Origin of the sequence: Microbacterium sp. NPDC056044 (genome assembly GCF_042267145.1) — a bacterium.
Lineage (GTDB): Bacteria > Actinomycetota > Actinomycetes > Actinomycetales > Microbacteriaceae > Microbacterium.
The window spans coordinates 18,624-41,464 of the sequence record NZ_JBHJWZ010000009.1 but is presented as its reverse complement, the minus strand read 5'-3'; the positions used below and the strand labels follow the sequence as shown (position 1 = coordinate 41,464).

Genomic DNA, 22,841 nt, shown 5'->3' with positions numbered 1-22,841 from the left:
GTGCCCGAGTTCCAGGCATGGAGTCTCTACAACTGGTGGCTCGACGGGATGCGGGCACTCGGCTACCGGCAACAGGTGATCTTGCTCGACGCCGCGGAAGTCGGGGCAGCGCAACGCAGAGTCCGATACTTCGCCGTATTCACCCACGACGGCAACGTGGACCTGACCATCCGCGAACCGAAACGCACCCACGCGCTGAGCATCCTCGACCCGAACCCCGGCAAGCTCGTCACCCGCAAGCTGTACGTATCCGACCAGATCGAGCAGATCACCGTTCACGACGTGCCGCACCTGGTGACCTACCGGCGGAACGCGAAAGCCCGCCGAGCTGACGCGCACCCGCTCGCGACGATCACCGCCGGCGGCAACCACCACGGCATCGCCACACTCACCGAAGAAGGGCCAAGGTTCCGAATGCTCAACAATCGCGAATGCGCTCGCGGCCAGGGATTCCCGGATTCCTACGAGTTCGTGGGCAACGCGAAGGATGTGAAGAAGCAGATCGGCAACGCGGTATCCGTCGACGCCGCACGGTGGATCGGTGGACGCGTCACGGCTGCATTGGGGGTGGCGGCGTGACTGGGGTGGATGTTGAGCACACGAAAGCGCTGGAGGCAGCAGCAACACCAGGGCCGTGGGAGATCATCGGTGGCGGCGAGTTTCTTATGCCACTCGCAATCAGCGTAGGCGTTGGTTCGGCTGACGTTTCACTGCGCGATGCCGATGCGGAGTTCATTGCTCACGCCCGGACTGCGGTACCTGCCCTGGTTGCGGCTGTCGAGCGAGTCCAAGCATTGCACGAACCGCTGAAACTGTTCCTGCTCGACGACAACGGCTCTATTGACTACAGCAAGCCGTTCGACGCCCTCTGTCGTGGATGCACCGACCCCGACATCGTGAACGCCTGGGAATGCGACGACGGCGACCCCGGTGACGACTACGTCCAGCACCCCTGCCCGACCATCGAAGCATTGGAGACACCATGAGCACCGCTCGGCCATTGACCTCGCCGTCCGCAGCCACTGGCACATGCCGGTACTGCCGGAAGCCGATCGAGTTCTCACGTAACTCGTGGCGACACAACTACATCGGCTGGGTGGGACTACGAGCCTGCGATGAGCGGGTTACATGTCTCGGCGGATTGGAAGCAGCACCGAGGTGTCGTCGTGACCGCGCCTGATCCGGGGTTGACCGACCTCCTCGCAGCGCACAAGATCCAACTCTTTGGCGTCGACGGCCCGCACTATCAGGCAGAGACGGAGTACGACGGATGCCTGTGCGGATGGCAAGGGGCAGAAGAAGACCATCCCGCGCATGTGGCGTTGGTGGTGGAGCAGCACACCAACGGGCAGGCGGCGAAGTTGGCCGAAGCAGTGCAGGGCATGTGGCGGCTCATCCGCAAGCTCGACGAAACATCGGATGGGCTAGGCGACTGGCATGACGCAACCGAATGCATCGATTGGGCCCGCAAAGAAGTCCAGGAGATCTATGTCCGCGCAGCTTTGGAAGGGGAATCATGAAGCCGACTACCGAGGGTAGTGCGTTGTGCCGGATAGGACTCCACTCCTGGCCCAGGTACGTGTCCGCGTGGAGTCAGGCCCCGGCACCGATACGGTGCCACCGTTGCGGGAGGCCCCGCCGTGGGTAGAGCGCAAGCCCAGCACCAACCACTCCCGACACCTCGCAGCTTTGGAAGAGGAACATCAATGAGCGAGACGTGGATAGCGCCGGATGCGACATGCGTTCACTGTGACCAGCCAATCTGGCTCGCAGACAACGGCGATTGGAAACACAACGAACGCGGGGCCTGGCTGAACAGGTGCCAACGCGTCGCCAACTACGGAACCGATGCCACACCCAAGCCTTCTGAGGAGTCGTTGTGAGTGAGATCCGATCACAGGCCACACCCGCGACGGACGAACTGGTGCACATATTGGCCGGCGCAGTTCTCGACAACCCCGGTGGCATTGGGACGCTGCCACAGCACGCCGCCGACCGACTCCTCGCCGCTGGTTGGTCGAAGCCTCGCACGGTGAACAGCGCAGCCGAACTTGACGCGCTGCCGATTGGGTCGGTACTGGCACGGAACCTCGACGACCCCGACGGCATAGACGTCTATGTGAAGCGCAGTGACCTGGCTGGACACCGCTACCTACCAACACCTCTCGTCGTCCTCTTCACTCCGGGGGATGCAGGATGACGCAGCAGACGATCGACCTGGCCGCAGTCCAGAAGCTCCGAAACAACTCAATCAGAGACGGGGACTGCATTATCTGGACAGGATGTCTAAACCAGACAGGCTACGGAACAACCAAAGTTAACGGAAAGACCCAGCGCGTTCACCGAGTCGCATATGAGCTAGCCAAAGGAGCAATCCCAGCAGGGATGGAACTTGATCACTTGTGCTCAGTTCGAAACTGCATCAACCCGGAACACCTCGAACCGGTTTCACATACAGAGAATCTGCGTCGGAGTTTTGAGCGCGGAATCTCTGACGGGAAGTTCGCTGGCATATCTCCAACTCACTGCCCACGCGGGCACGAGTATTCGTCAGAGAACACCTACATATCTCCAGCTAAACAGAAATTCCAGTGGAGGGACTGCTCGAAATGCAGGTCCCGCCGAATCAACTGTGACGTTTGTGGGCTCTTGATGCGGGCGTCAAGCCTGTTGCGGCACAAGCGGAATATGCACGGAATCGACACAACTGGAATGAGTACCAGATGAGCGACCTTGAAACCCAACTCCGCGACGCACTACAAACCGCGGCCCGCAACGAAATCCTCCGCAACCCATCCAGCGCAGCACAATTCGCCACCCAAACCAAAACCAACCAAGACGCCGTGATCACCGCCTACAGCGCATGGGTCCTACCCACCATCCTCCCCATCATCGCCGATCACCTCGAAGAACACGCCCAAGATGCGATCGACGAATGGCGGTCAGACCAACGATGAAACTCGAAGAAGCATCACGCGTCCTCGAACGCCGCCGCAACTACCTACGCGCTGAGATCGCAGTCGAAGGCGACCAAGCATCCACCTACGACCGAGCCGAATGCGCAGCGCTCGACGAAGTTCTTTCCGCGCTCTATGACATCGAAGCCGCACCCCGCAAATACGGCATGAACCCACACCCACGCGAATACCGCTACCAACGAAAGGCCACAACATGAGCGGCGACACCACCATCACCGTCATCGGCAACCTCACCGCCGACCCCGAACTTCGTTTCACACCCGCCGGCGCCGCAGTCGCAAACTTCACCGTCGCCAGCACCCCGCGCACATTCGACCGCAACAAGAACGAGTGGGTAGATGGTGACGCCCTGTTCATGCGCTGCAACGTTTGGCGTGAGGCAGCGGAGAACGTTGCCGAGAGCTTGACGCGTGGCTCTCGGGTCATCGTGTCCGGACGACTCAAGCAGCGTTCATACGAGACTCGCGAAGGGGAGAAGCGCACCGTCGTGGAGCTGGAAGTCGATGAAATCGGGCCCTCACTCAAGTACGCCACCGCCAAAGTCAACAAAGCCGACCGCAAAAGCGGGGGAATGAAGCATAAGACTGAGCGCGCCGAGGACCCCTGGGGTAGCCCACCCGCCACCACCGACGAAGCACCATTCTGATCTGATGGGCGACCTAGCGATCACCTCAAACCCTGAAATCCGCGAAGTCAACGGCGAGGTCGATGAGTTCCTCGCCAACGGCGCCAACGTCCACCTCGAAGCAATGTCAGACAACTGCTGGTGGATCGGTGTCGAAGTACCAGGTGTCGGCACATGGCACATCAACCTCGAAGCCGTGAACCCGAAAGCCAAGGCCTACATCAGCGTTGAACGGAGCGAATAGTGACTGAGCACTGGTTCATCCCACGCCACCAGCAGCAGGAGCTCACCGACGCCCTAGCCGAGGTCCGGGACATCCTCGACGACCTACGCGAAGCCCAAAAACCCCGCATCGCCACCGCAACCTGGAACCCCAAAGTCACCACAGGAGACCGGCCCCAACCCTTGCCGTTCAACGTCGCAGCCGTCGACGCCGCCGACAGACTCCTCATCGAACTCGAACGATGGGCGTACTGGCTCGCCGACGCACGACAGATCGCAGCACCCAACACCGACTGCAAAGGCTACGCAAACTGGCTCACCCGCAACATCCTGCTCCTAGCCGCCACCGAAGGCAGCGAAAGCGCACACCACGACATCACCGCAGAAATCCGGCACGCACGCAACGCATCCGGACGCGGACACCTCCAACCCATCCCCAAACCCAACCCCCAACGCCTCGCCCAAGCACACGCCGAACAACTCAACGCCCGAGGCATCGCCACCCTCGCCAAACACATCGGCGCCCAAGGCCTCACCATCCGACGCATCAAACACCTACGCGAAACCGGAAAAATCGTGCCGGTCCGCTACGCGGACAAACGAACCCCCATCTACCACCTCGGCGACGTACTCAACGCCCACTACGCCACACCCGAACGAAACAGGATCGCAGTATGACCAACATCCCTGCCATCGACCAGACCAAGCCAATACGGCTCAGCGTCAACATGAATAACGAGACTGCTGATGCACTGCGAGAAATTGCAGAACACTACGGCGTCTCAGTCACTGAAGCGGTCCGTCGCGCCGTATCAGTTGCATATTTCGTTGAACAGGAGACTTGGGAGGGAAACACCGTTCGGATCGAGGATCCGAAGACAGGCAAGGTTCGCGAACTCATGATGATGTAGCCCGCCGCCTAAATTGCTTGCATGTCTGCAACCTTTGCGGCGATGCAAGTGATACGCTATGCGCGTACGCGACACCTGACAATCACAACTCGGGTGTCGCGTTTCGTGTACTTGCTGCACACCGCGCCGGACCGTGAGACGACGGCGCTCCCTTTTGAGGAACGTGCAGCAACCCCCGGACCGATCTGGCTGACAGCGCATGGAGCTAGTCGGCGGTCCGTCCGGGGATCAAACTTCAGGAGGCCCGATGCAAACAATCCTCAACCTCATCGAAGCCATCCGAATCACAATCGCCCTCATCAACTTCTGGGTCATCTAATGCCCAGCCGCGACCTACTCATCTGGGCAATCACCGGAATCTGGCGCATGTGGAGGTGGCGATAATGCCAAGTCTCGAAGACCAACTCGACCAAAACGAATGGGACCTCGAACAAGCACGACGCGCAGGCAACCCAAACGCCATCGACACACTCCTCGACCAGCGCAACAACATCCTCAAAACCATCCACAACACACGCACAACGAGGTGAACCAATGCAGCGAATCACACGTTTGATTGGTTCGCCGCGCACGCGAGGGAAGTAGTGGCGGCGGGCTGGTCCGATGAAGACAGCCGGCGGCTAACCGAGCTTCACGCTGAGGGCAAGTCCCTGCACTTCATCGCAGGAGAGATTGGTCGTTCGAAGCAGACGGTTTCGAGGTACGCGAAGTCACTCGGATTGGAATGGGATCGGGCGACGACTGCGAAGGCTGCTGAGGCTGTGCACGTCGACAACAAGGCGCGTCGAGTTGCGTTGGAGGAACGGCTCCTCGTCGAAGCGCAGAAGATCATGGACCAATTGTGGGAACCGACTGTCGTATTCGCGTTCGGCGGCAAGGACAACACCTACGAGGAACACACCCTCACTCAGCCCACATTCGGCGATCAGAAAGCGATCGTGCAGACCGCGACAACCGCTATCCGTGAATCGACACGCCTGCACGAGATGAACGCCGGCCAACAAGCCGAAAAGGCTGTATCCGCCCTCGTCCAGATGCAAGGCGCCCTCGAACAATTCGCTGCACAGTACGAGGCCGAACAAGGGGAGTGACCGGGTTGCTGCCTTCGAAGCTCGGCACACTATCCCCGAAGCAAGCCCACAGCATCGGTGCAGCATCAGCTGAAGTGGTCATCTGGCACGGCGCAGTCAGCTCAGGGAAGACCATCGGCTCCCTGTTCAAGCTGCTGATGAAGATCGCTACCGCCCCAACATCGGGTGAGATCGTCATCATCGGCCGCACCAGGGACACTGTGTACCGCAACATCATGCAAGCGCTACTCGACCCAGCATTGTTCGGCGATCTGGTTGACCACATCAGCTACAACCGCGGCGCACCAACCGCAACCATCTTCGGCCGCACAGTCCACATCCTCGGATCCTCTGACGTTCGCGCTGAATCCACCATCCGAGGCATGACCATCTGCATCGCCTACCTCGACGAAGCAACACTGGTCAGCAAAGAGTTCTTCTCCATGCTCCACAGCCGCCTACGCGTCAAAGGGTATGCGTGCCAACTGTTCGTCACCACCAACCCCGACGCACCCCGGCACTGGCTCAAAACTGACTGGATCGACCGCGAACACGACCCGAAACTCAACATCCGCTGCTTCCACTTCGAAATCGAAGACAACCGCGACAACCTCCCAGACGGATACATCGAAACCCGCCAAGCCCAATACTCCGGACTCTGGTACGACCGATTCATCCTCGGCAAATGGACCATGGCCGACGGCGTCATCTACGACTGCTTCGACCCCGCACGCCACGTCGTCGACCAAATACCCGAAATCCAACGCATCATCGCGATGGGCATCGACGACGGCGTCAACCACCCAGCCGCCGGCCTCCTCATCGGACTAGGTGTCGACAACAAGCTGTACGCAATGGCCGAATGGGCGCCACCATCAGGCACCCCAGCCGACCGAACCAAATCGTTACGCCGATTCATCAACGAACACGGCAAACCAGAACGCTTCTTCGTAGACCCATCAGCAGCCGCACTCAAGATGCAGATGCAACGCGAAGGGTTCGGCATCATCATGAACGCCCACAACTCCCACAAATCGGGAATCGGCGTCGTCTCAGCCCTACTGTCCACCGACCAACTACTCATCAACGGGCCGTTATGCACCAACCTGCTCGGAGAGATCGGTGGATATGTGTGGGACCGCAAAGCCGCTGAACGAGGCGAAGACGCCCCAGTCAAAGAAGACGACGACTTCTGCGACGCGTGGCGTTATGGCGTGTTCTCGTCGTTCACGTTCTGGCGCAACCACATACCCATCGAAATCACTATCGCCGAGGAGGTAGCCGCATGATCAAAGCTGGCATGGCGTGGCCACCAACCGAACTCGGCAAAGTCGTGGAACGCACCCGCGAGTCTCAGGTGTGGTGGGAAGGTGATCCCGCGAAGCTCGACGACTACTACCAAGCAGGGAACCGCACATCCCCGTCTGGGGTGAAGGATCGACTGTCTGCGGCGTACAACGCGTTCTGGGGGCGTCCGGTCAGTCAGACGACGACGCCGATCAAGCGGTTGCATGCGCCGATCGCGGGTGATATCCCGAAGCTGTCAGCGTCATGCTTGTTCTCGGAGACGCTCACAGTCGTCGACCCCACAGGTGCCACGCAGGAACGCGCTGACCTGATCTTCAACACCCCCACCTTCCACGGTGACCTGTTCACTGCCGGCGAGTCCTGCTCGGCGTTGGGTGGCTCGTATCAGCGTGTGGTCTGGGACGAGGAAGTCGCCGACAACGCGTGGATCGACTTCGTGGACGCTGACAAGGCGATCCCCGAATACAAGTGGGGCCGGCTTATCGCGGTCACGTTCTGGTCTGAGCTTGCGAGTTCAGATGAGCGGGATGTGTGGCGGCACCTCGAACGGTACGAGAAGGGCCGCATCGTCCACTCCCTCTACAAGGGGACACCGACGAACCTCGGTACCGCGATGGCCCTGGACGCCCACGAGGACACCGCAGGCATCACCCTCAACGGGTTCGACGACGAGACAGGCGGATACGTCGACCTCGAAGTCGACGAGCTGGCCGCCCGCTATGTCCCCAACGTCCTCCCCAATCCCGAATGGCGGAACCACAACACACTCCGCTACCTCGGACGCGCAGACATCTCCACCGACACAATCCCACTGCTCCACGAACTCGACCGCATCTACTCCTCACTCGTCCGAGACTTCCGCATCGGCCAAGCCCGCATGTTCGCCTCGGACGACCTTCTCGAAAACCTCGGCGCCGGCAAAGGCATGGCCTTGTCGGAGGATCGGGAAGTGTTTCAGGCAGTCGGTACTGGTGTCGGCTCGACAGGTACCTCGATGTCGATGCTCCAGTTCCATCAGCCCGAGATCCGTGTCCTTCAGCATGATCAGGGCGCGGAGATGCTGATCCGTGAAGTGCTCCGCAAGACCGGCTATTCGCCTGTGTCGTTTGGTATGTCGGATGAGGTTGCTCAGACGGCTACTGAGGCGCAGGGGAAGAAGGAGTGGACGGTCATCACGACCAACGGTAAGGCCCGCTATTGGGGTGCTGCGTTGGCTCCGTTGGCGACGATCTGCCTCCGCATCGACGCCGCCAAGTTCAAAGGCGTTGCCCCGTCTGAGGAGTTGGAGATCGAGTGGCCTGAGTTCGCTCGTGAATCTGATGAGGCGAAGTCGCGGACTGTCTTGAATTGGTCTACGTCGAATGCTGCGTCCACGAGGACGAAGGTCGCGTACCTGAATCAGGACAAGGACGAGAAGTGGATCGATGAGGAAGCCGCGGCGATCGATAAGGCTGGCGCGGTTCCTGATCCATCCGGCGGCTTCGGAGGCGGATTCTAGAGGGGGTAGGCGATGGCGCTCGACCCGTCCGAAGCAGCAGGCCTCCCCGACGAACTCATCAACCTCTACACCGAAGCCGAACTCGCTCTGATGTCGATGCTCGCCGAAGCAATAGTGGCGGGCATCGACACACCAGAGTGGGAAGCGCGGCAGCCGGCGGAGATGTTGCGGTTCAAGCGGCAGGCGCAGTTGTTGGCGTTGCAGCTACAGGCGCAGATGCCGGCGTTGGTTGAGGGTGCGGTTGCTGGTGCTGCGGAGCGGGGTCGTGAGGCTGCGGACGAGGATTTGAAGGGGTTGCCGAAGGTGCCTCCGGTTCCGCCTGTGACGCCTGCTCGGGATCGGAAGACTCGGGCCGCGATCTACGCAGGGCAGCAGGTTCTTTCGACTGTGACTGCTCGGATTCCGGGTGCTGCGGGGGAGTTGCATTCGCAGGTGACAACGCAGATCATCGCGAGGTCATCGGGTGTCCGATCGGGGACACGCCTGGATGCAGCGCAACAAGCCCTCGACATCCTCACGAAGCGTGGTGTCACGGGGTTCCGTGATGCTGCCGGCCGCAACTGGTCCCTCGCCAGCTATATCGAGATGAAGTCGCGGACCATCGTCAACCAAGAGTTGATCGATGGGCATACGGATCGGATGTTGGAGCGCGGCCAAAACCTGATCGTCGTATCCAGCCACTCGAACCCGGCACCGCAATGCCAACCCTACGAGGGACAAGTCCTCTCGTTGGATGGCGAGACAGGGACAGTGATTCGCCCCAACGCGACCGGCGGCCGTGCGGTGAAGGTGAAGATCAAAGCCACACTGCGGGAAGCCCGCTCGAAAGGCTTCCAACACCCCAACTGCGGCCACGCTGTATCAGCGTTCATTCCTGGCGGGTCGAGGACGTTCGAAACCAGGCCAGATCCGGAAGGGTACGCGGCGACACAGAAGCAGCGCGATATGGAACGCGCTGTGCGGGACACGAAACGGCAGCAGTCTGTCGCCGTCACCCCGCAACGCAAACGCGAGTTGGCCGCCCGCCTGAAGCAGCAGCAAGCCGCGATCGCCGCTCACACCGCGCAACACGACCTGAAACGCCGACCCAACCGCGAACGCCTCGGCGCACGCTAACCAACCAACGAGAGGTTCTGTCATGCCGAAGTTCCGGAAGAAGCCCGTCGAGATCGAAGCATTGCAGTGGGACGGCACCGCAGCCGGGGCGACACCGATCATCGACTGGATCCTGTCGAACGGTGGATCCGCGACATACGAGTGCTCGAATCCAGACCGATGCGTCCAGTTCGACGGCGACAACCCGCATTTCATTGCGATCCTCACCCTCGAAGGAACGATGCGCGCCACACTGTCCGACTGGATCATCCGTGGCGTTCAGGGTGAGTTCTACCCCTGCAAGTCCGAGATCTTCGCAGCTACCTACGACGCCGTCTAACCCCTAAGTTTCCCGCCGCATGGCGGAATCGCAGTAACCCAATAGTCCCCAGCCGCACGGCATCCGGGGCCAATGCCGCATGGCACAAGGAGAACAAATGCGCGTCCAACGATCCGTCATCGCACCCGAACCGTTCGACATGTTCGCCCGAGGAGCCCGTTGGCCATCCCGCCAGCACCCTCGACGCGACGACGAAGGCCACGCTGGTGGGGGAGAAGGCGGTACCAACGCCAACGACGATGCCGGCGCAAACAACGACGTAGGCACTAGCGGCGCCGAAGGCGAAGCTGGCAAGGACGGCGCAGGCGAGAACAAGGACATCGACTGGAAAGCGATGTCCCGCAAGCACGAAGCGGAAGCGAAGAAAAACCGCGCTGCCGCCGCCGAGTTGGAGAAGATCAAGGCCAAGAACCGGACCGCCGAGGAGAAGGCAGCGAAGGAAGCAGCCGACGCGAAAGCCGAAGCCGAAGCAGCACGCGCCGAAGCAGCCCGCGAACGCGCAGCCCGCAAATACGGACTGTCCGACGAAGACCTCGACTTCCTCGAAGGCACACCAGCCGACAAGTTCGACGCCAAAGCGAAAGCACTCTCCGAACGAATCAAAACCGCCGCACCCGCTGGCCGATCAGGTCGGCCCGCATCAGGCGGAACCACCAAAACCGACGAGATGGACCCGAAGAAACTCGCCGAACGCGCCGCGAGCCGCAAACCGGGCATCCGAATCTACTAACCAGGAGCACACCTCATGGCAAACACCATCCTCAAGGCCGAGCAGATCCTCTCCGCTGGCCTCGGCGTCCTCGAACGCGACGTAGTTCTTCCGAGCATCGTCGCCTCCGATGCGTCACAGCACTTCTCCAGCCGGTCCCCGAAGAACGACACCGTCAGCATCCGTGTCGCCGGCCGCACGGTCGCAAAGGACAAGCCGTGGCGAGACAAGACCGCCGCGATCGAGATCTCCGACCTGAACGAATTCAAGGTCGACGTGAAGCTCGATCAGCACCCGTACAACGCGATCGAACTGACCGACGAAGAGCTGACCCTCGACATCGACCAGTTCACCGAGCAGGTTGTCCTGCCGCAGACCCGTTCTGTCGCAGAGCGACTTGAAGACAAGATCGCATCGAAGATCACGTCGGCGTCGTACCCGCTGAATTCGCTGATCGCCATCGGTAGCGACTTCTACGCCGCCGCAGTCAAGGCACGCAAGGAACTGAACGACTACCACGTTCCTCAGACTGATCGAGTGTTCCTCGTCGGTACGGCTGTGGAAGCGTCGATCCTGCTGTCGGATCAGTTCCGCAAGGCAGATCAGGCTGGCGATGCGAACGCGCTCCGTAATGCAACCATCGGTTCTGTCGCGGGGTTCCAGATCGTCGTGTCGAACAGCATCCACCCGCAGGAGGCGTTCGCGTTCCACCGCAGCGCCTTCCAGGCCGTGTACCGCGTTCCCGCTTCGCCGCTGGGTGGCGTCGACACGGCATCCGGTTCGTACGCCGGCATCGCGTTGCGTTGGGTTCGTGACTACGACTCCACGCACATGGTGAACCGCAGCGTGTTCGACACGTTCTTCGGCATCAATGTGGTCACTGACCCCGACGACTACGCGGACCCGAACTCCACGTTCAGCCTGAAGCGTGCAGTGAAGCTCACCCTCGGTGACATCAGCTACACCGTCACCCTCGGTGCTGCTACCGCCGGCACGTTCACCCTGACTGTCGGTGGACGCACGACCGCCGGAATCGCGTACAACGCGACCGCGGCGGCTGTGAAGACCGCGATCGTCGCTCTCGATGACGGGATCGCTGCTGCTGATGTCACGGTCACCGGCTCTGCTGGTGGCCCGTACACGGTGACGGTTCCCGGTTCGCTGACTGGCTCGGGTTCGGGCCTCACTGGCGGATCGTTCGCGGTCACTCAGGCGTAACACCTGATGCCCACCCCCCGAGTCGCCTCACTGTGCGGCTCGGGGCTGGTGGGACCAACGCTTGGTGGTTGGTGCGTCAACACACATCCCGGCACAGGCTCATTGACATGTGTGAAGGACGGCTGGGGTTTCATGCCGGGTTCCTTTCGGCCCTGTAACGGCGTACCTGCGCACCAACCATCAACACCCCGAGGAGAATCCGTGCTCGTCTATGCCACCGCCGATCAGCTGGAAACCTGGATGGGGGAAACCCCTGAACCTGCCCCCGCGAAGCTGACTGCAATGCTGCGGGAAGCATCCGGCCTCGTCGGCACTGCATGCCAGTGCGACATCTACGACACCCTCCCAAACGGGAAACCCTCAGACGATGATCTGTCTGAGGCGATGCAGGAAGCGACGTGCGCGCAAGTGCATGCGTGGTTGGCGTCGGGTGATGATCCGATCAAGGGCGCCGGCGGTCAGGAGCCGCGGTTGACGACGACCGCGATTGATGGTGCGTCGTTGTCGTATGACACGTATTTGACGGCTCCGGATCGGATGAATGCGCTCAAGTTTTTGGCGCCTGGTGCGTTGCGGATTTTGCGGTTGGCGGGGTTGGCGTCGTCGGCGGTGCAATCGTCATGAGCGCGATGGATGTTGCGTTGGCTGCTATCGACGCTGAGATCGCGGCGTCTCGTGGTGATCGGGTTGAGCTGGATCATGATTCGACTGAGTCTCGCGGGTATCGGCGTGGTCTTGCGTATGCGCATTTCCTGATTCGTGAGGCGGTGGGGTCGTGAGCGTCGCCGATCAGATCGCGAAGGTGTGGTTTGTGTGGCCGGTTTCGGTGCAGCGGCATGCGGGCGAAGGCCCGTACGAGCCGGCGTTCGATCCGGCGGTGACTGTGCTCGGGAAGATCACCACCAAACGCAAGTTGGTGAAGGCTGCTGATGGTTCCGAGGTCATCTCCGAGGCCCGCGTGAGCGTGCATGTCAACACTGCACTGATTCCTGTCGGCTCGCTGGTGACTTTTCCGCCCGAGTTTGGTGGACGCACGGCTGTGGTGTTGGCGGAGCAACACCATGACGACGGCAACGGTTTGACCCCCAACTTCTACAGCATCGACCTCACATGATCGCCGTCAACGGCGACGAGGCGTTGCGGGCAATCCTTCTGGTTGGCATCTACTACTGGGCGTGGGCCTGTTGGAGGTGGAGATGAGTACTGCTCTGAACTTTCCGATCGAGCCAGTCCGCTCCGCCATCACCGACGGATTGCACGCTGCCGCTGAAGTCATCAAGCAGGAAGCGATCGAACGGGCACCGAAAGAGACTGGCTATCTGCGGAACACTGCGGCGACTGCGGCTGAGGGGTTGGAAGCTGCTGTCGGCTTCGACGGACCGTATGCCGTAAAGCAGCACGAGGAGCTCGGTTACCACCATCAGGATGGTGAGGCGAAGTACCTCGAAAACGCTGTCATCGCAACGAGGGAAGTTGTCGGGCAGATCCTCGCGGAATCGATACGGAGGCAACTCGGATGACCGACTGTCGGCACACCGAGCAGACATGCACAGCCGTCGACGGAGATGGCGATTACTTCCACTCCACCTGGACGTGCGACGCGTGCGGGCATGCGATGGTGACGACCCTCCCGAAGTCCATTCAATGGGTTGCGTCTCGTAGGTGCGGGGGTGCTTTATGACTCTCGTTCGGGCTCCGGACACCGTTGAACTACTCGAAGCCCTCGCCCAACACCTCACGGATCTCGGGCTCGCACGCTGGGATCCGAACCTCACCAACTACCCAGCCGGCGCATTGCCGGTGGTGTTCTTCGGGCAACTCCGAGACAAACCCGACAACGCGATCTTCATCAACGTCTACAACGACGATCGATCGAAGGACGAGGCAACCCCCGACTATTACGTCCAAATACGTTTCCGGGCTGCTGGCCTCGACGTGAGGGCAGTCGAACGCATGGCAGACACAGTGTTCCGCGCCATCGACGACACCCTCCACGAACGCAGCAACACCGTGTGGGCGGGCGTCAACATTTTGTCCTGCCGCCGCCACATCCGCGGGCCCGCCGCATTGGAAGCCAGCAACCGCTACACCCGCCCCGATTCGTACACCATCACCACAAACCCAGGAGCAACACCATGACCGCACCCACACAGTCACTTTCATCCACACTCGCACGCGACTGGATCCTCGAAGTCCTCATCGGCTCCGACTGGACCCGAGTCCGCGGCCTCACCTCCGTCAGCCCCATCTTCGAAGGCGCCCTACAGGACGATTCCGACATCGACTCCGAGGGCTATGCATCGGAGATCGCGACCGGCCTGTCGTACCGCATCGAGGGCGGCGGCAAGCGCAAGGGCGAGAACACTGCCGGCTTCGTTGATGATCCGGGGCAGAACTACCTGCGTCAGCTCGGCCGCAAGACCGGACTCGCGAATAAGGTGAAGGCCCGCATTTACCGTCGCGATGATCTGCCTGACGCGTACCAGGGCACGCACCCGGTGAAGTGGACTGACTCGCCGGCATCGGATCCGAACGCGTTGCAGGAGTTCAGTTTCACGCTTGGTTTCGGTGGGAAGCCGGAAGAGATCACGAAGCCGCTGGTGCCTTCGGGCGCGCAGGTGTTCTCGGTCGGCGTTGGCGCTGCCACCGCAGGCACGTTCACCCTGACGTGGAACGGCAAGACCACGTCGGCTCTCGCCTACAACGCGACTGCCGCTGCGATCAAGACTGCTCTCGTCGCCCTCGACGATGGCTACGTGGCAGCGGACTTCACAACCTCCGGCACTGCACCTACCTGGTCGGTCACTGTCCCCGGCGGCACTGTGACAGGCGACGGAACCGGCCTCACCGGCGGCACCCTCACCATCACCGCTGCCTAACCAGCACCCCCTCTGAAAGGTTGCACTTGTATGCGTGACCTCGCAGAACTCATGGACCCGGAACTCGTCCTGCCTATCGGTGGGCGCGAGTTCCGGGTCTCATGCAGTGCCCGACAAGGGCTACACCTCGTTCAACTGTTGAACGAGAAACCGCGCCTGTCGGATGAGCAGGAACGCGAAGAGATCGTGTTCGCTCTCGGCGACACCTACCAGCAGATGACTGACGCTGGTGTGTCGTGGCCGAAGATCGCCGTCTGTGGCCGCGTAGTCATGGCGCACTACGGCTTGGGTCCTGAAGCTGGCCGCATGGTGTGGGAGTCGGCGGGTGGCGTGCTGGCGGGAAATCCCCTGCCCCCACCCCCGAACCAATCGAGAGTGGGGGCGACCCTAGCCCGCAAGATCTTTCAGCCCCGGGAACCTATGGACCGGATGATCCTGGCGGCGGCCCGTACGACGAAGTAACCGGCGTCCGCGACTGGTACAACCCGACACCCGGCACAACCCCGGTCGACGAGACAGTTGATCGGCCGTGGACTGATGTCCTCAACCACTGGCACGCAATCGAACTCGACTTGGATGCGAACGGTCACGACATCGAATCCGGCCTCCTCAACAGCCGTACTTGGCGGTGGCTGAAACTGCGCATCGACCACTACGCATCCACCCCCGGTACCAACCTCTGGGACGCCCTACACCCGAAAGCAGTCTGATGGCCTACAAGGATTTGGATACTTTCTTCGACCCGGATCTGAAGTTACCGATCCGCGGGAAGACGTACACCGTGCCCGCACCCGGTGCACCCGAGGCTGCACGCCTACGGAAGCAGGTCATCGCGGAAGGTGTACCGCCGGTTGAGCAGGTGTTCGAGGCACTGAAAATTCTCGGCGCCGAGATCGACCCGGAAACCGAAGTGTGGTCGGGCGGCGTCTACAACGAGATGGTCGCCGATGACCTGCCCTGGCCCATGATCTTCCACGCCGGCCGCACCGCCATCCTGCACTACGGCTTCTCCGCCGATATCGGCGAGGCCCATTGGGCGCTAGCGCAACTCGGCAAACTCGTCGACCTTGAACAGGCCACCGAGTTCCTCGCCACGATCAAACCGAAAACCTGAACCCTTGGAGGGCTGAGCGATGAGCTTGGACGTTGGTGAGCTCGTCGCCCGACTGACATTGGACGATTCCCGCTTCATCCAGGGAACCCAACGATCCGAGCAGCAGTCACGGCAATCCACACAACGGATCAGCAACGGCTTCCAGGACATCACCCGCGCAGCCGCCCGCGCAGGAGAAGCAGCACAAGCTGTAGAGATCAACCGGCAGTTGGACCGGCAGGCGCAGCAAGCCGCGCAGCGCATCCAAGAATTGGAACGCAACGCGCAACGCGCCGACCAGTCAGTCGACGACATCGTCATGAACGACCGCCTCCTCAACGAGGCCCGCGACGCCGCACGAGGTATCGACGAAATCCGTGCCGGCGCACGGCAAGCTGCTGGTGCGCTGAACGACATCGAACTAGGTAACCGCCTTCGGCAGGATTTGCAGGCCGCTCAGGGTGACCTGGATGACCTGTATCGGCAGGCTGGTGACGGCGGTGCAGGTGCTGGCGACCAGGCTGGCGGCAACTTCCTGTCCGGTTTCACCGACACCATCGGCAACCTCGCGTCATCGACAGGCCCTATCGCTGGTTCGCTGCTTGGTGTCGCTGTCATCGGGTTGACGGCTGGTGCTGCGCTCGCTGCCGCCATCCAAGAGGGTATGCAGCAGGAACAGAATCAAGACCTGTTCCAGGCGCAGACAGGTGTCACCGAGGCGCAGGCACGGAAGTTCGGGCTCGCAGCGGGTGAGTCCTACGCCGACGCGTTCGGTGAATCGATCGAGGGCAACCTTGCGACCGCGAAGGCCGCACTCGCGAACGGATTGCTGGACCCAGCCGCAACACAACGCGACGCCGAGAAGATCATCAACAGTCTCGACGGCGTCGCCACAATCATGGGCGAAGACATCCCGAACGTCGCCCGCGCCGCCGGCAACGCAGTGAAGTCCGGTTTCGCAGTCGACGTGCAGGACGCTTTCGACCTGCTCGTCAAAGGCTCACAGATGGGCTTGAACGCATCCGAGGATCTGGTTGACACGGTCACTGAGTACTCGGTGCAGTTCGCGAAGGTCGGCCTCTCTGGTGCTGAAGCATTCGGGCTGATGAACCAGGCTGTTCAGAACGGCGCCCGCGATACAGATACCGCAGCTGATGCGATCAAGGAGTTCGCCATCCGGTCGATCGATGGGTCGAAGGCCGCGGCAGAAGCGTATGAGGCTCTCGGCTTCAACGCGGAAGAAATGTCCGCGAAGATCGCGAAGGGCGGCGAAGAAGGCACTCAGGGTATGACGGACCTTCTCACCGAGATCCGCAAAATAGAAGACCCGATAGTGAAGAACGCTGTCGCGGTCGGCCTGTTCGGAACGAAAGCCGAAGACCTCGGCAACGCAATGTACAAACTCGACCTCACCACCGCTGTTCAGTCGATGAACGATTATGAGGGTGCGGCGTGGCGTGCGATCAACGTGATGGGCGACAACGCCGGCACATCAGTGCAGGGCGCAATGAACTCCATCAGCGTGGCGTCGGATGGGATGAAAGCTGCTCTCGCGCAGGCATTCGGCCCGTACATCAAGGACTTCGCCGACAACATCTCAAACAACCGCGCTGGCGTGATCCAGTTCTTCATCGATGTCGGTAATGGTGCGTTCGAGGGCGCGAAGGCTGTGCTCGGGTTCGTCGCTGACGGTATGCGTGGGCTCGCTGAGTTCGCGGGTGCCGGCGCGGATATGTCGGTCAGTATCTTGCGATCGCTCGCTGACATGGTCGGCGGCCTCGACACCTTGTCGTCGGTGATCAGCCTGGTCATTCCTGGTTTCGATGCGGGTGTTGGTGGACTGTCGGACAAGTTGAATGGGATGGCTGACGCTGCCGAGAAGACTGGTGAGGGCATCAAGAATGGCCTGAATCAGGGCGCGGATTTTGTGGATAACACGTTGGTGCCTGCTGTCGATGCTGCTCAGAACCGTTTCAACGAATTCGCCGGGGACATGAAGTTGTCGGCGGCGTTCAACGATGAGTCGGCGAAGGTGAACAAGGCGATCGCTGAGATCGGTGTTGGCGCTGATGGTGCTGCGATCAAGATTGAGAACTGGACTGGTTCGATCGATCGCAACAACGAGGCCCAGGTCCAGATGGAAAACGGGCTGAAGGGCATGGCTGAGAAGCTTCAAACCCAGATCAAGACGGGTATGGAAGCGGGTAACACTGTCGAGGCTTTGACCGGGCAGTACAACGAAAACTATGACGCCCTTCTCGGGCAGGTCATGGCGACGGGCATGTCCAATGAGGCTGCGGTTGCGTACCTTGCGACGCTTGGGTTGACGCCCGAGTTTGTGGACACCACGATCCGTCAGCCTGGGATGCCAGAAGCCAAGTACGAGTTGGACGTGTTGAAGGACAAAGTCATCGGTGTTCCGGATTCGAAGACGGTCCACACGGAAGCGTTGACGAAAGAGGCCGAGGACAACCTCACCCATCTGGGGTTCACAGTCGAGCATCTGCCTGATGGGACTGTGAAGGTAACCGCCCCGACTGACGAGACGGAGGCCGCGCTTCGTGCGTGGATCAATCAGCCTCGCAACCTTGTGGTGTTGGTTGATACGCAGCGCACGGCGCAGGCTCAGCGCGATTTCAATGCGTCGGGCCAACAGGGGCCGGTTGCTCCTGTGCTTCGGCAGGCTGACGGCAGTGTGCGTACGCGTGCGGACGGGATGATCGATACCGCGCACATCCAGCAAGGGTCGGGGCAGGGTATCTATACGCGGTCGCCGCTTGGTCCGGTGCAGTATGCCGAAGGTGAAACGCAGTGGGAGGCCTATATCCCGGGGGCGCCGTCGAAGCGGAAACGCTCGGAGGCGATCTTGCAGGACGTGGCTCGCCGCTTCGGATTCGGACTCATCAAGCCTGAAACCATTCGCATGGCTGATGGTGGTGTCGTCGACAAGGCCGGGTTGGATGCGTCGATGTCGTGGGCGCGGAGTGTCGACCCTGCGACGTATCAGATGGGTGGGTTCTCATCGAAGGCGTTGGACTGCTCGGGCGCGGTGTCCGGGGCGGTCAACACTGCACTCGGGTTGGGGGCGTACGACTCTCGGATGTCGACGGTCACGGCGGCGGAGTGGTTGCAGGCGAAGGGCGCAACACTCGGCCGAGGCGGTCCGGGAACGATGCGCGTCGGTTGGTGGGACAAGGGCGGTGGAGCGAACGGTCACATGGCTATGACCTACCCGGATGGCACGAACTTCGAGTCGAACGGCTCGGAGGGCGTTGTCATCGGCGGCAAAACCGGCGCCGACGACCCGAGTTTCACCGATCACGCTTACTTCCCGACGATCGGTGACCTCGGACAAAACTACGGTTTGCCTCCAGACACCCGCACCGAGAAAGAGAAGATCGCTGACACGATCATCTCCGAAGGTAAGAAGCGGGGGATGTCGGACAAGCAGATCAAGGCTGCGGTCATGGCGTCGCTCGAAGAGACGAGGTTGCAGAACCTCGACTACGGGATGGACGGCGACAACAAGGGCATTTTGCAGCAGCGTGATTCGTGGGGAACCGCGGAAGAGCGTATGGATCCGTCCAAGGCTGCGGGCATGTTCTACGACGAGTTGGCGAAGTTGGATTCGGCGAACATGACTGAGGCTCAGATGGCTCAGGCTGTGCAGCGTTCGGGTACTGCTGACGGTTCGAACTATGCCGACGAGGCTGCTGAGGCGGAGCAGATTATTGCTGCGTCGAATGCTCGTGGAAACGGTCAGATGGCTGTGGCTACGACGGATTCGGGTGCTGCGTTGGCGACGGATGGGCAGCGGGTGTTTGTCACCAACTGGCCCGGTACATCGTCGTCGTATTCGGCGCCCGAGTCGGCTCCGTCGACAGCTCCGGCTGGTGGTACGTCGGATGCTGCCGGGAAGGATCCGAACCTGATCTGGTCTGGCGGGTTCAAGGTGTTCGAGAACGGTGGCATGAACCTCCCCGACCAAGCCGGCCTCTACAGCGATGGTGCGGATTTGATTCGGTTCGCGGAGAAGGGAACAGGCGGAGAGTCCTACATTCCGCACGCCCCCTCGAAGCGGAACCGTTCCGTCGCCATCACCCGTGAGACTGCACGCAGGTTCGGGTACGAGTTGGTGCCGATGGCTGACGGTGGACTCACAGGCTTCGGTGGCTATGTGGGGGAGAAGCCGGGGTTGAAGGTGCCGACGACGGCGAATGGTCGTCGTGCTGCTGCGTATAACGCTGCGGCGTTCGGTGTTGGTGCGGCGTTCGCGCTCGCCAGTGGCTTCGATGCGGACGGGAAGTTCACCGGCCAATTCGACACTGGCGCGAACTCTTCTTCCCAGTTGGAGAAGGGGTTCGGGCAGTTCACGGATGAGATCGCTCCTCTGCTCGAAGGCATCTTGGAAGCCGTCAAGAACAAGGAACCCATCAACGTCAAGGTTGATGTCAATCCCGAAACCGGCATGGCGGACATCGCAATCATGAAGGGCAGGCTATGAGCCGACGCTATGTCTTCGAATGCTGGGACGGGACAGTCTGGGACTTCAATGACCCGGCCTGTCCCGTCTCACTTCGGACCGACCCGACAGGAATTGAAGGCGCGGAGTTCACGCACGACGATCAACAGAACGTCGGGCAGGCAGGCGTGCATTGGGTCGCCCGAAACGATCAACCAAACCTCATCGGACTCGTCGCGAAGATCGGGCCCGTACCGAAAGCAGATGGAGTGGCGCTGGCGAAACTGTGGCGCCACTCCCTCGGCCGAGGCAAGGAAATCGGAACCTTCCACTGCATCACCGACGCAGGCAGAGACAAGTTCCAAGCTGTCCGGTTGGCAAGCAAACTCGGCCCGCTGAATCTGACGATGCTCAAGGACATCGGGTTAATGCTCGAAGACCCGGTCTCCCTAAGGTCGGACGAAACATGGTGGCGGAGAGACCCGGTCGTGAAGAAATTCACGCCCGCACAATTCTCCACCGCGGCAATCGACACCGAGTCGGATGAGGCAGTGTGGCCGCACATTGTCATCACCGGCCCCATCACGCTGCCAAAGATCGGCTGGCAAGGCGAACTCGTCCCGCTACCGACCATCGCAGCCGGCGACAAATGGACGATCGAAACCGATCCGGACTGGTTCGAGATAACCGACATCAACGGCAACGACAAATCGTTCATCAACCGCCGTTGGTACAAGAAAATCCCGGCCGGAATCCGAACCGTGCCCATCACCATCCAAGGCACTGGCACTACCGCGGCGACATCCGTGGAGGTGACAGTGCCGCAACTATTCTGGGAGGGCATCTAAATGTCGGTGTTCATGCCCGGATATGCACGACCCAACACGACAGACGAGCTGGGATTCGACATCGAATTCGGATCGCCGGATGCACTGCAATGGCGGCCACTCGGCTCGTACATGCCAGGCACCACATTCGAGTACGACTGGAATATCCCGACGTTCGCGACGATCAACATCATGTCGGACCACCCGGCGGCCGCATATCTGTCGCATCCTCGTCGCAAGGTCATCCACGTTCGGACCTCCGTGAACGGTCTCCCATGGGATGGCAGGGTGTTGACGGCGGCGGTCGCAGGGCCACCCGGCCGCTACACCATCCAACTGACATGCGTGTCCAATCTGTTTTGGCTCGTGTGCGCGTTGGCGTGGGTGAACAACACTCTGCCGCCTGAGATCCAGATCAACCTGACAGGTAAGCAGGACATCGACTGGGGTCCGCCCGATCAGGTGTTCAAGAAGTTTGTCGCGAAGGTATTCACGCGGCTGCGTCGCCCGGTGTACGGGGCACTCCCGATCCGTAAGACCTCGCCTGAACTGCCGGACCTCGACGACATCGACACGTTGGATGACCTCCTCGATATTGCTCGCGAGGTTCCTGACGAGATGTGTGTGCTCGCTGCACGAGCGACGCAGTTGGATGAGCTCATTCAGCAGACCGTTGAGACGTACGAGATGGGTCTGTCGATTCACTTGTGGTCGCCGTCAGACGGCACACCTTCACCGCATGTGTTCAACACGCACACGCTCTCGATGCTGCAATCGGTATTCGACTACACCTCGGATAACTTCCTGAACTTCACCAATCCTGGCAACATCCTCGGCCTCACTAATCCCTCCGAGTGGGGGAAGATGACCCGCGCCGGCTACGTGTTCAACACGCACGCCAAACGCGATCGCCGGTACATGCAGTGGCGTACGGACGGTAACCAGATCACGTGGATTGAGCGAAACGAAAAGCACGTCACCGCCACCCGCGTTCTCATCGGCGGCAAGGCACCCGAGATCCTGAATCAGGTCATCGAGTGGGGCGCTAACTTCGCGTTGCAGTTGATCTTGAACGCGATCCTCCCAGGTCTCGGTTTGGGCAACATCATCGGCGACCTGTTCGACAACGTGTTCTTCGCGTTCCAACAGTTCTGGGATCCCGAACTCGAAGCCGAGATGGGGGAGCACGCGTTCGCGGAAGCGTTCGGTGATAACACCGCCGCCTATTCGCTTGATGGTTGGGCGAACGGGCTCGCTGCACTGAAGAAAAATTCGGGGTCGGAGTCCATCAAGATCAAGGTCATCCCCGGCGGCGCGGACGGACGCGGTCTCACGTTCGGTGCAGACACCGAAATCATTGACGGCGTCGAGGTTTCGTTCCCTCGCCGTTTCCAGGTGGGCGATGTAATGACGCTGTGGGACAACGGTGTCGTGATCGAGAAGCACGTGTCGAACGTGAAGATCGTCGACAACCGTGATGGGCACATGGTGCATGAGGTCACTTTGGGTGATCCGTTGCCGGTGAAGGACGCGTGGGAAAAGGTGTACGCCCGCATCCAAAAGTACGCGGGCATTTTCCGCGCTGTCGCCAACTCAACCTAGGAGA

The 22,841-nt window shown here is 60.8% G+C and carries 28 protein-coding genes; all 28 read left to right on the top strand.

Features of this window, described 5'->3' with window-relative positions; genetic code table 11:
* On the top strand, positions 1-579 hold a 579-nt coding region (locus ACFC1I_RS20930; RefSeq protein WP_376014053.1), incomplete at its 5' end, for a DNA cytosine methyltransferase.
* Entirely contained in the window at positions 576-986 is a 411-nt protein-coding gene (locus tag ACFC1I_RS20925) for a hypothetical protein (protein WP_376014050.1), read from the top strand. The genes ACFC1I_RS20930 and ACFC1I_RS20925, both read left to right, overlap by 4 nt.
* A gap of 180 nt (positions 987-1,166) precedes the next feature.
* Positions 1,167-1,520, top strand: coding sequence for a hypothetical protein (locus tag ACFC1I_RS20920; protein WP_376014047.1), 354 nt, complete (start codon positions 1,167-1,169; stop codon positions 1,518-1,520).
* Positions 1,521-1,879: 359 nt separating this feature from the next.
* Positions 1,880-2,200 carry a hypothetical protein gene (locus ACFC1I_RS20915; protein WP_376014045.1) on the top strand — a complete coding sequence of 107 codons (321 nt, stop codon included), beginning with the start codon at positions 1,880-1,882 and terminating at the stop codon, positions 2,198-2,200.
* Positions 2,197-2,727, top strand: coding sequence for an HNH endonuclease signature motif containing protein (locus tag ACFC1I_RS20910; RefSeq protein WP_376014042.1), 531 nt, complete (start codon positions 2,197-2,199; stop codon positions 2,725-2,727). The genes ACFC1I_RS20915 and ACFC1I_RS20910 overlap by 4 nt, the downstream gene beginning before the upstream one ends.
* The gene (locus ACFC1I_RS20905) at positions 2,724-2,957 is read left to right on the top strand and encodes a hypothetical protein (protein ID WP_376014039.1); all 234 of its coding nucleotides are present in this window, start codon (positions 2,724-2,726) and stop codon (positions 2,955-2,957) included. Before ACFC1I_RS20910 ends, ACFC1I_RS20905 begins: the two co-directional genes overlap by 4 nt.
* Positions 2,954-3,175, top strand: coding sequence for a hypothetical protein (locus ACFC1I_RS20900; RefSeq protein WP_376014036.1), 222 nt, complete (start codon positions 2,954-2,956; stop codon positions 3,173-3,175). The genes ACFC1I_RS20905 and ACFC1I_RS20900 overlap by 4 nt, the downstream gene beginning before the upstream one ends.
* Positions 3,172-3,624, top strand: coding sequence for a single-stranded DNA-binding protein (locus tag ACFC1I_RS20895; protein WP_376014033.1), 453 nt, complete (start codon positions 3,172-3,174; stop codon positions 3,622-3,624). The genes ACFC1I_RS20900 and ACFC1I_RS20895 overlap by 4 nt, the downstream gene beginning before the upstream one ends.
* 4 nt (positions 3,625-3,628) lie before the next feature.
* Positions 3,629-3,847: a hypothetical protein gene (locus ACFC1I_RS20890; RefSeq protein WP_376014030.1), complete on the top strand. Its 219-nt coding sequence runs from the start codon at positions 3,629-3,631 to the stop codon at positions 3,845-3,847.
* A complete protein-coding gene (locus tag ACFC1I_RS20885; protein ID WP_376014028.1) occupies positions 3,847-4,503 on the top strand; it encodes a hypothetical protein in 657 nt (218 codons plus the stop codon). The genes ACFC1I_RS20890 and ACFC1I_RS20885 overlap by 1 nt, the downstream gene beginning before the upstream one ends.
* Positions 4,500-4,736, top strand: coding sequence for a CopG family transcriptional regulator (locus ACFC1I_RS20880; protein ID WP_376014026.1), 237 nt, complete (start codon positions 4,500-4,502; stop codon positions 4,734-4,736). The genes ACFC1I_RS20885 and ACFC1I_RS20880 overlap by 4 nt, the downstream gene beginning before the upstream one ends.
* Positions 4,737-5,320: 584 nt before the next feature.
* Entirely contained in the window at positions 5,321-5,827 is a 507-nt protein-coding gene (locus ACFC1I_RS20875) for a hypothetical protein (protein ID WP_376014024.1), read from the top strand.
* Positions 5,824-7,095: a PBSX family phage terminase large subunit gene (locus ACFC1I_RS20870; RefSeq protein ID WP_376014021.1), complete on the top strand. Its 1,272-nt coding sequence runs from the start codon at positions 5,824-5,826 to the stop codon at positions 7,093-7,095. Before ACFC1I_RS20875 ends, ACFC1I_RS20870 begins: the two co-directional genes overlap by 4 nt.
* Positions 7,092-8,612, top strand: coding sequence for a phage portal protein (locus ACFC1I_RS20865; protein WP_376014018.1), 1,521 nt, complete (start codon positions 7,092-7,094; stop codon positions 8,610-8,612). The genes ACFC1I_RS20870 and ACFC1I_RS20865 overlap by 4 nt, the downstream gene beginning before the upstream one ends.
* A gap of 12 nt (positions 8,613-8,624) precedes the next feature.
* Complete coding sequence (locus tag ACFC1I_RS20860) at positions 8,625-9,728, top strand: phage minor capsid protein (protein ID WP_376014015.1); 1,104 nt, start codon at positions 8,625-8,627, stop codon at positions 9,726-9,728.
* A 22-nt stretch (positions 9,729-9,750) separates the two neighbouring features.
* Positions 9,751-10,047, top strand: coding sequence for a hypothetical protein (locus tag ACFC1I_RS20855; protein WP_376014012.1), 297 nt, complete (start codon positions 9,751-9,753; stop codon positions 10,045-10,047).
* 97 nt (positions 10,048-10,144) lie between these two features.
* Positions 10,145-10,777 (top strand): hypothetical protein, encoded by a 633-nt coding sequence (locus ACFC1I_RS20850; protein ID WP_376014009.1) that lies wholly within the window; start codon positions 10,145-10,147, stop codon positions 10,775-10,777.
* Between the two features lie 15 nt (positions 10,778-10,792).
* Positions 10,793-11,974, top strand: a complete 1,182-nt coding sequence (locus tag ACFC1I_RS20845) for a P22 phage major capsid protein family protein (RefSeq protein ID WP_065352276.1) — start codon at positions 10,793-10,795, stop codon at positions 11,972-11,974.
* A gap of 201 nt (positions 11,975-12,175) precedes the next feature.
* Positions 12,176-12,598 carry a hypothetical protein gene (locus ACFC1I_RS20840; RefSeq protein ID WP_209908250.1) on the top strand — a complete coding sequence of 141 codons (423 nt, stop codon included), beginning with the start codon at positions 12,176-12,178 and terminating at the stop codon, positions 12,596-12,598.
* A 151-nt stretch (positions 12,599-12,749) separates the two neighbouring features.
* Positions 12,750-13,088 carry a hypothetical protein gene (locus ACFC1I_RS20835; RefSeq protein WP_376014006.1) on the top strand — a complete coding sequence of 113 codons (339 nt, stop codon included), beginning with the start codon at positions 12,750-12,752 and terminating at the stop codon, positions 13,086-13,088.
* Between the two features lie 61 nt (positions 13,089-13,149).
* Entirely contained in the window at positions 13,150-13,494 is a 345-nt protein-coding gene (locus tag ACFC1I_RS20830) for a hypothetical protein (RefSeq protein ID WP_376014003.1), read from the top strand.
* Between the two features lie 157 nt (positions 13,495-13,651).
* Positions 13,652-14,113 (top strand): minor capsid protein, encoded by a 462-nt coding sequence (locus ACFC1I_RS20825; protein WP_376014000.1) that lies wholly within the window; start codon positions 13,652-13,654, stop codon positions 14,111-14,113.
* Complete coding sequence (locus ACFC1I_RS20820; RefSeq protein WP_376013998.1) at positions 14,110-14,853, top strand: phage tail tube protein; 744 nt, start codon at positions 14,110-14,112, stop codon at positions 14,851-14,853. The genes ACFC1I_RS20825 and ACFC1I_RS20820 overlap by 4 nt, the downstream gene beginning before the upstream one ends.
* A gap of 30 nt (positions 14,854-14,883) precedes the next feature.
* Positions 14,884-15,315, top strand: a complete 432-nt coding sequence (locus tag ACFC1I_RS20815; RefSeq protein ID WP_376013995.1) for a hypothetical protein — start codon at positions 14,884-14,886, stop codon at positions 15,313-15,315.
* Between the two features lie 247 nt (positions 15,316-15,562).
* Positions 15,563-15,967, top strand: coding sequence for a hypothetical protein (locus ACFC1I_RS20810; protein WP_376013992.1), 405 nt, complete (start codon positions 15,563-15,565; stop codon positions 15,965-15,967).
* Between the two features lie 19 nt (positions 15,968-15,986).
* Positions 15,987-20,450, top strand: a complete 4,464-nt coding sequence (locus ACFC1I_RS20805) for a phage tail tape measure protein (RefSeq protein WP_376013989.1) — start codon at positions 15,987-15,989, stop codon at positions 20,448-20,450.
* The gene (locus ACFC1I_RS20800) at positions 20,447-21,256 is read left to right on the top strand and encodes a hypothetical protein (RefSeq protein ID WP_376013986.1); all 810 of its coding nucleotides are present in this window, start codon (positions 20,447-20,449) and stop codon (positions 21,254-21,256) included. The genes ACFC1I_RS20805 and ACFC1I_RS20800 overlap by 4 nt, the downstream gene beginning before the upstream one ends.
* Positions 21,257-22,837 carry a hypothetical protein gene (locus ACFC1I_RS20795; RefSeq protein WP_376013983.1) on the top strand — a complete coding sequence of 527 codons (1,581 nt, stop codon included), beginning with the start codon at positions 21,257-21,259 and terminating at the stop codon, positions 22,835-22,837. It begins immediately after the preceding gene.
* The last annotated feature ends 4 nt before the right edge of the window (positions 22,838-22,841 follow it).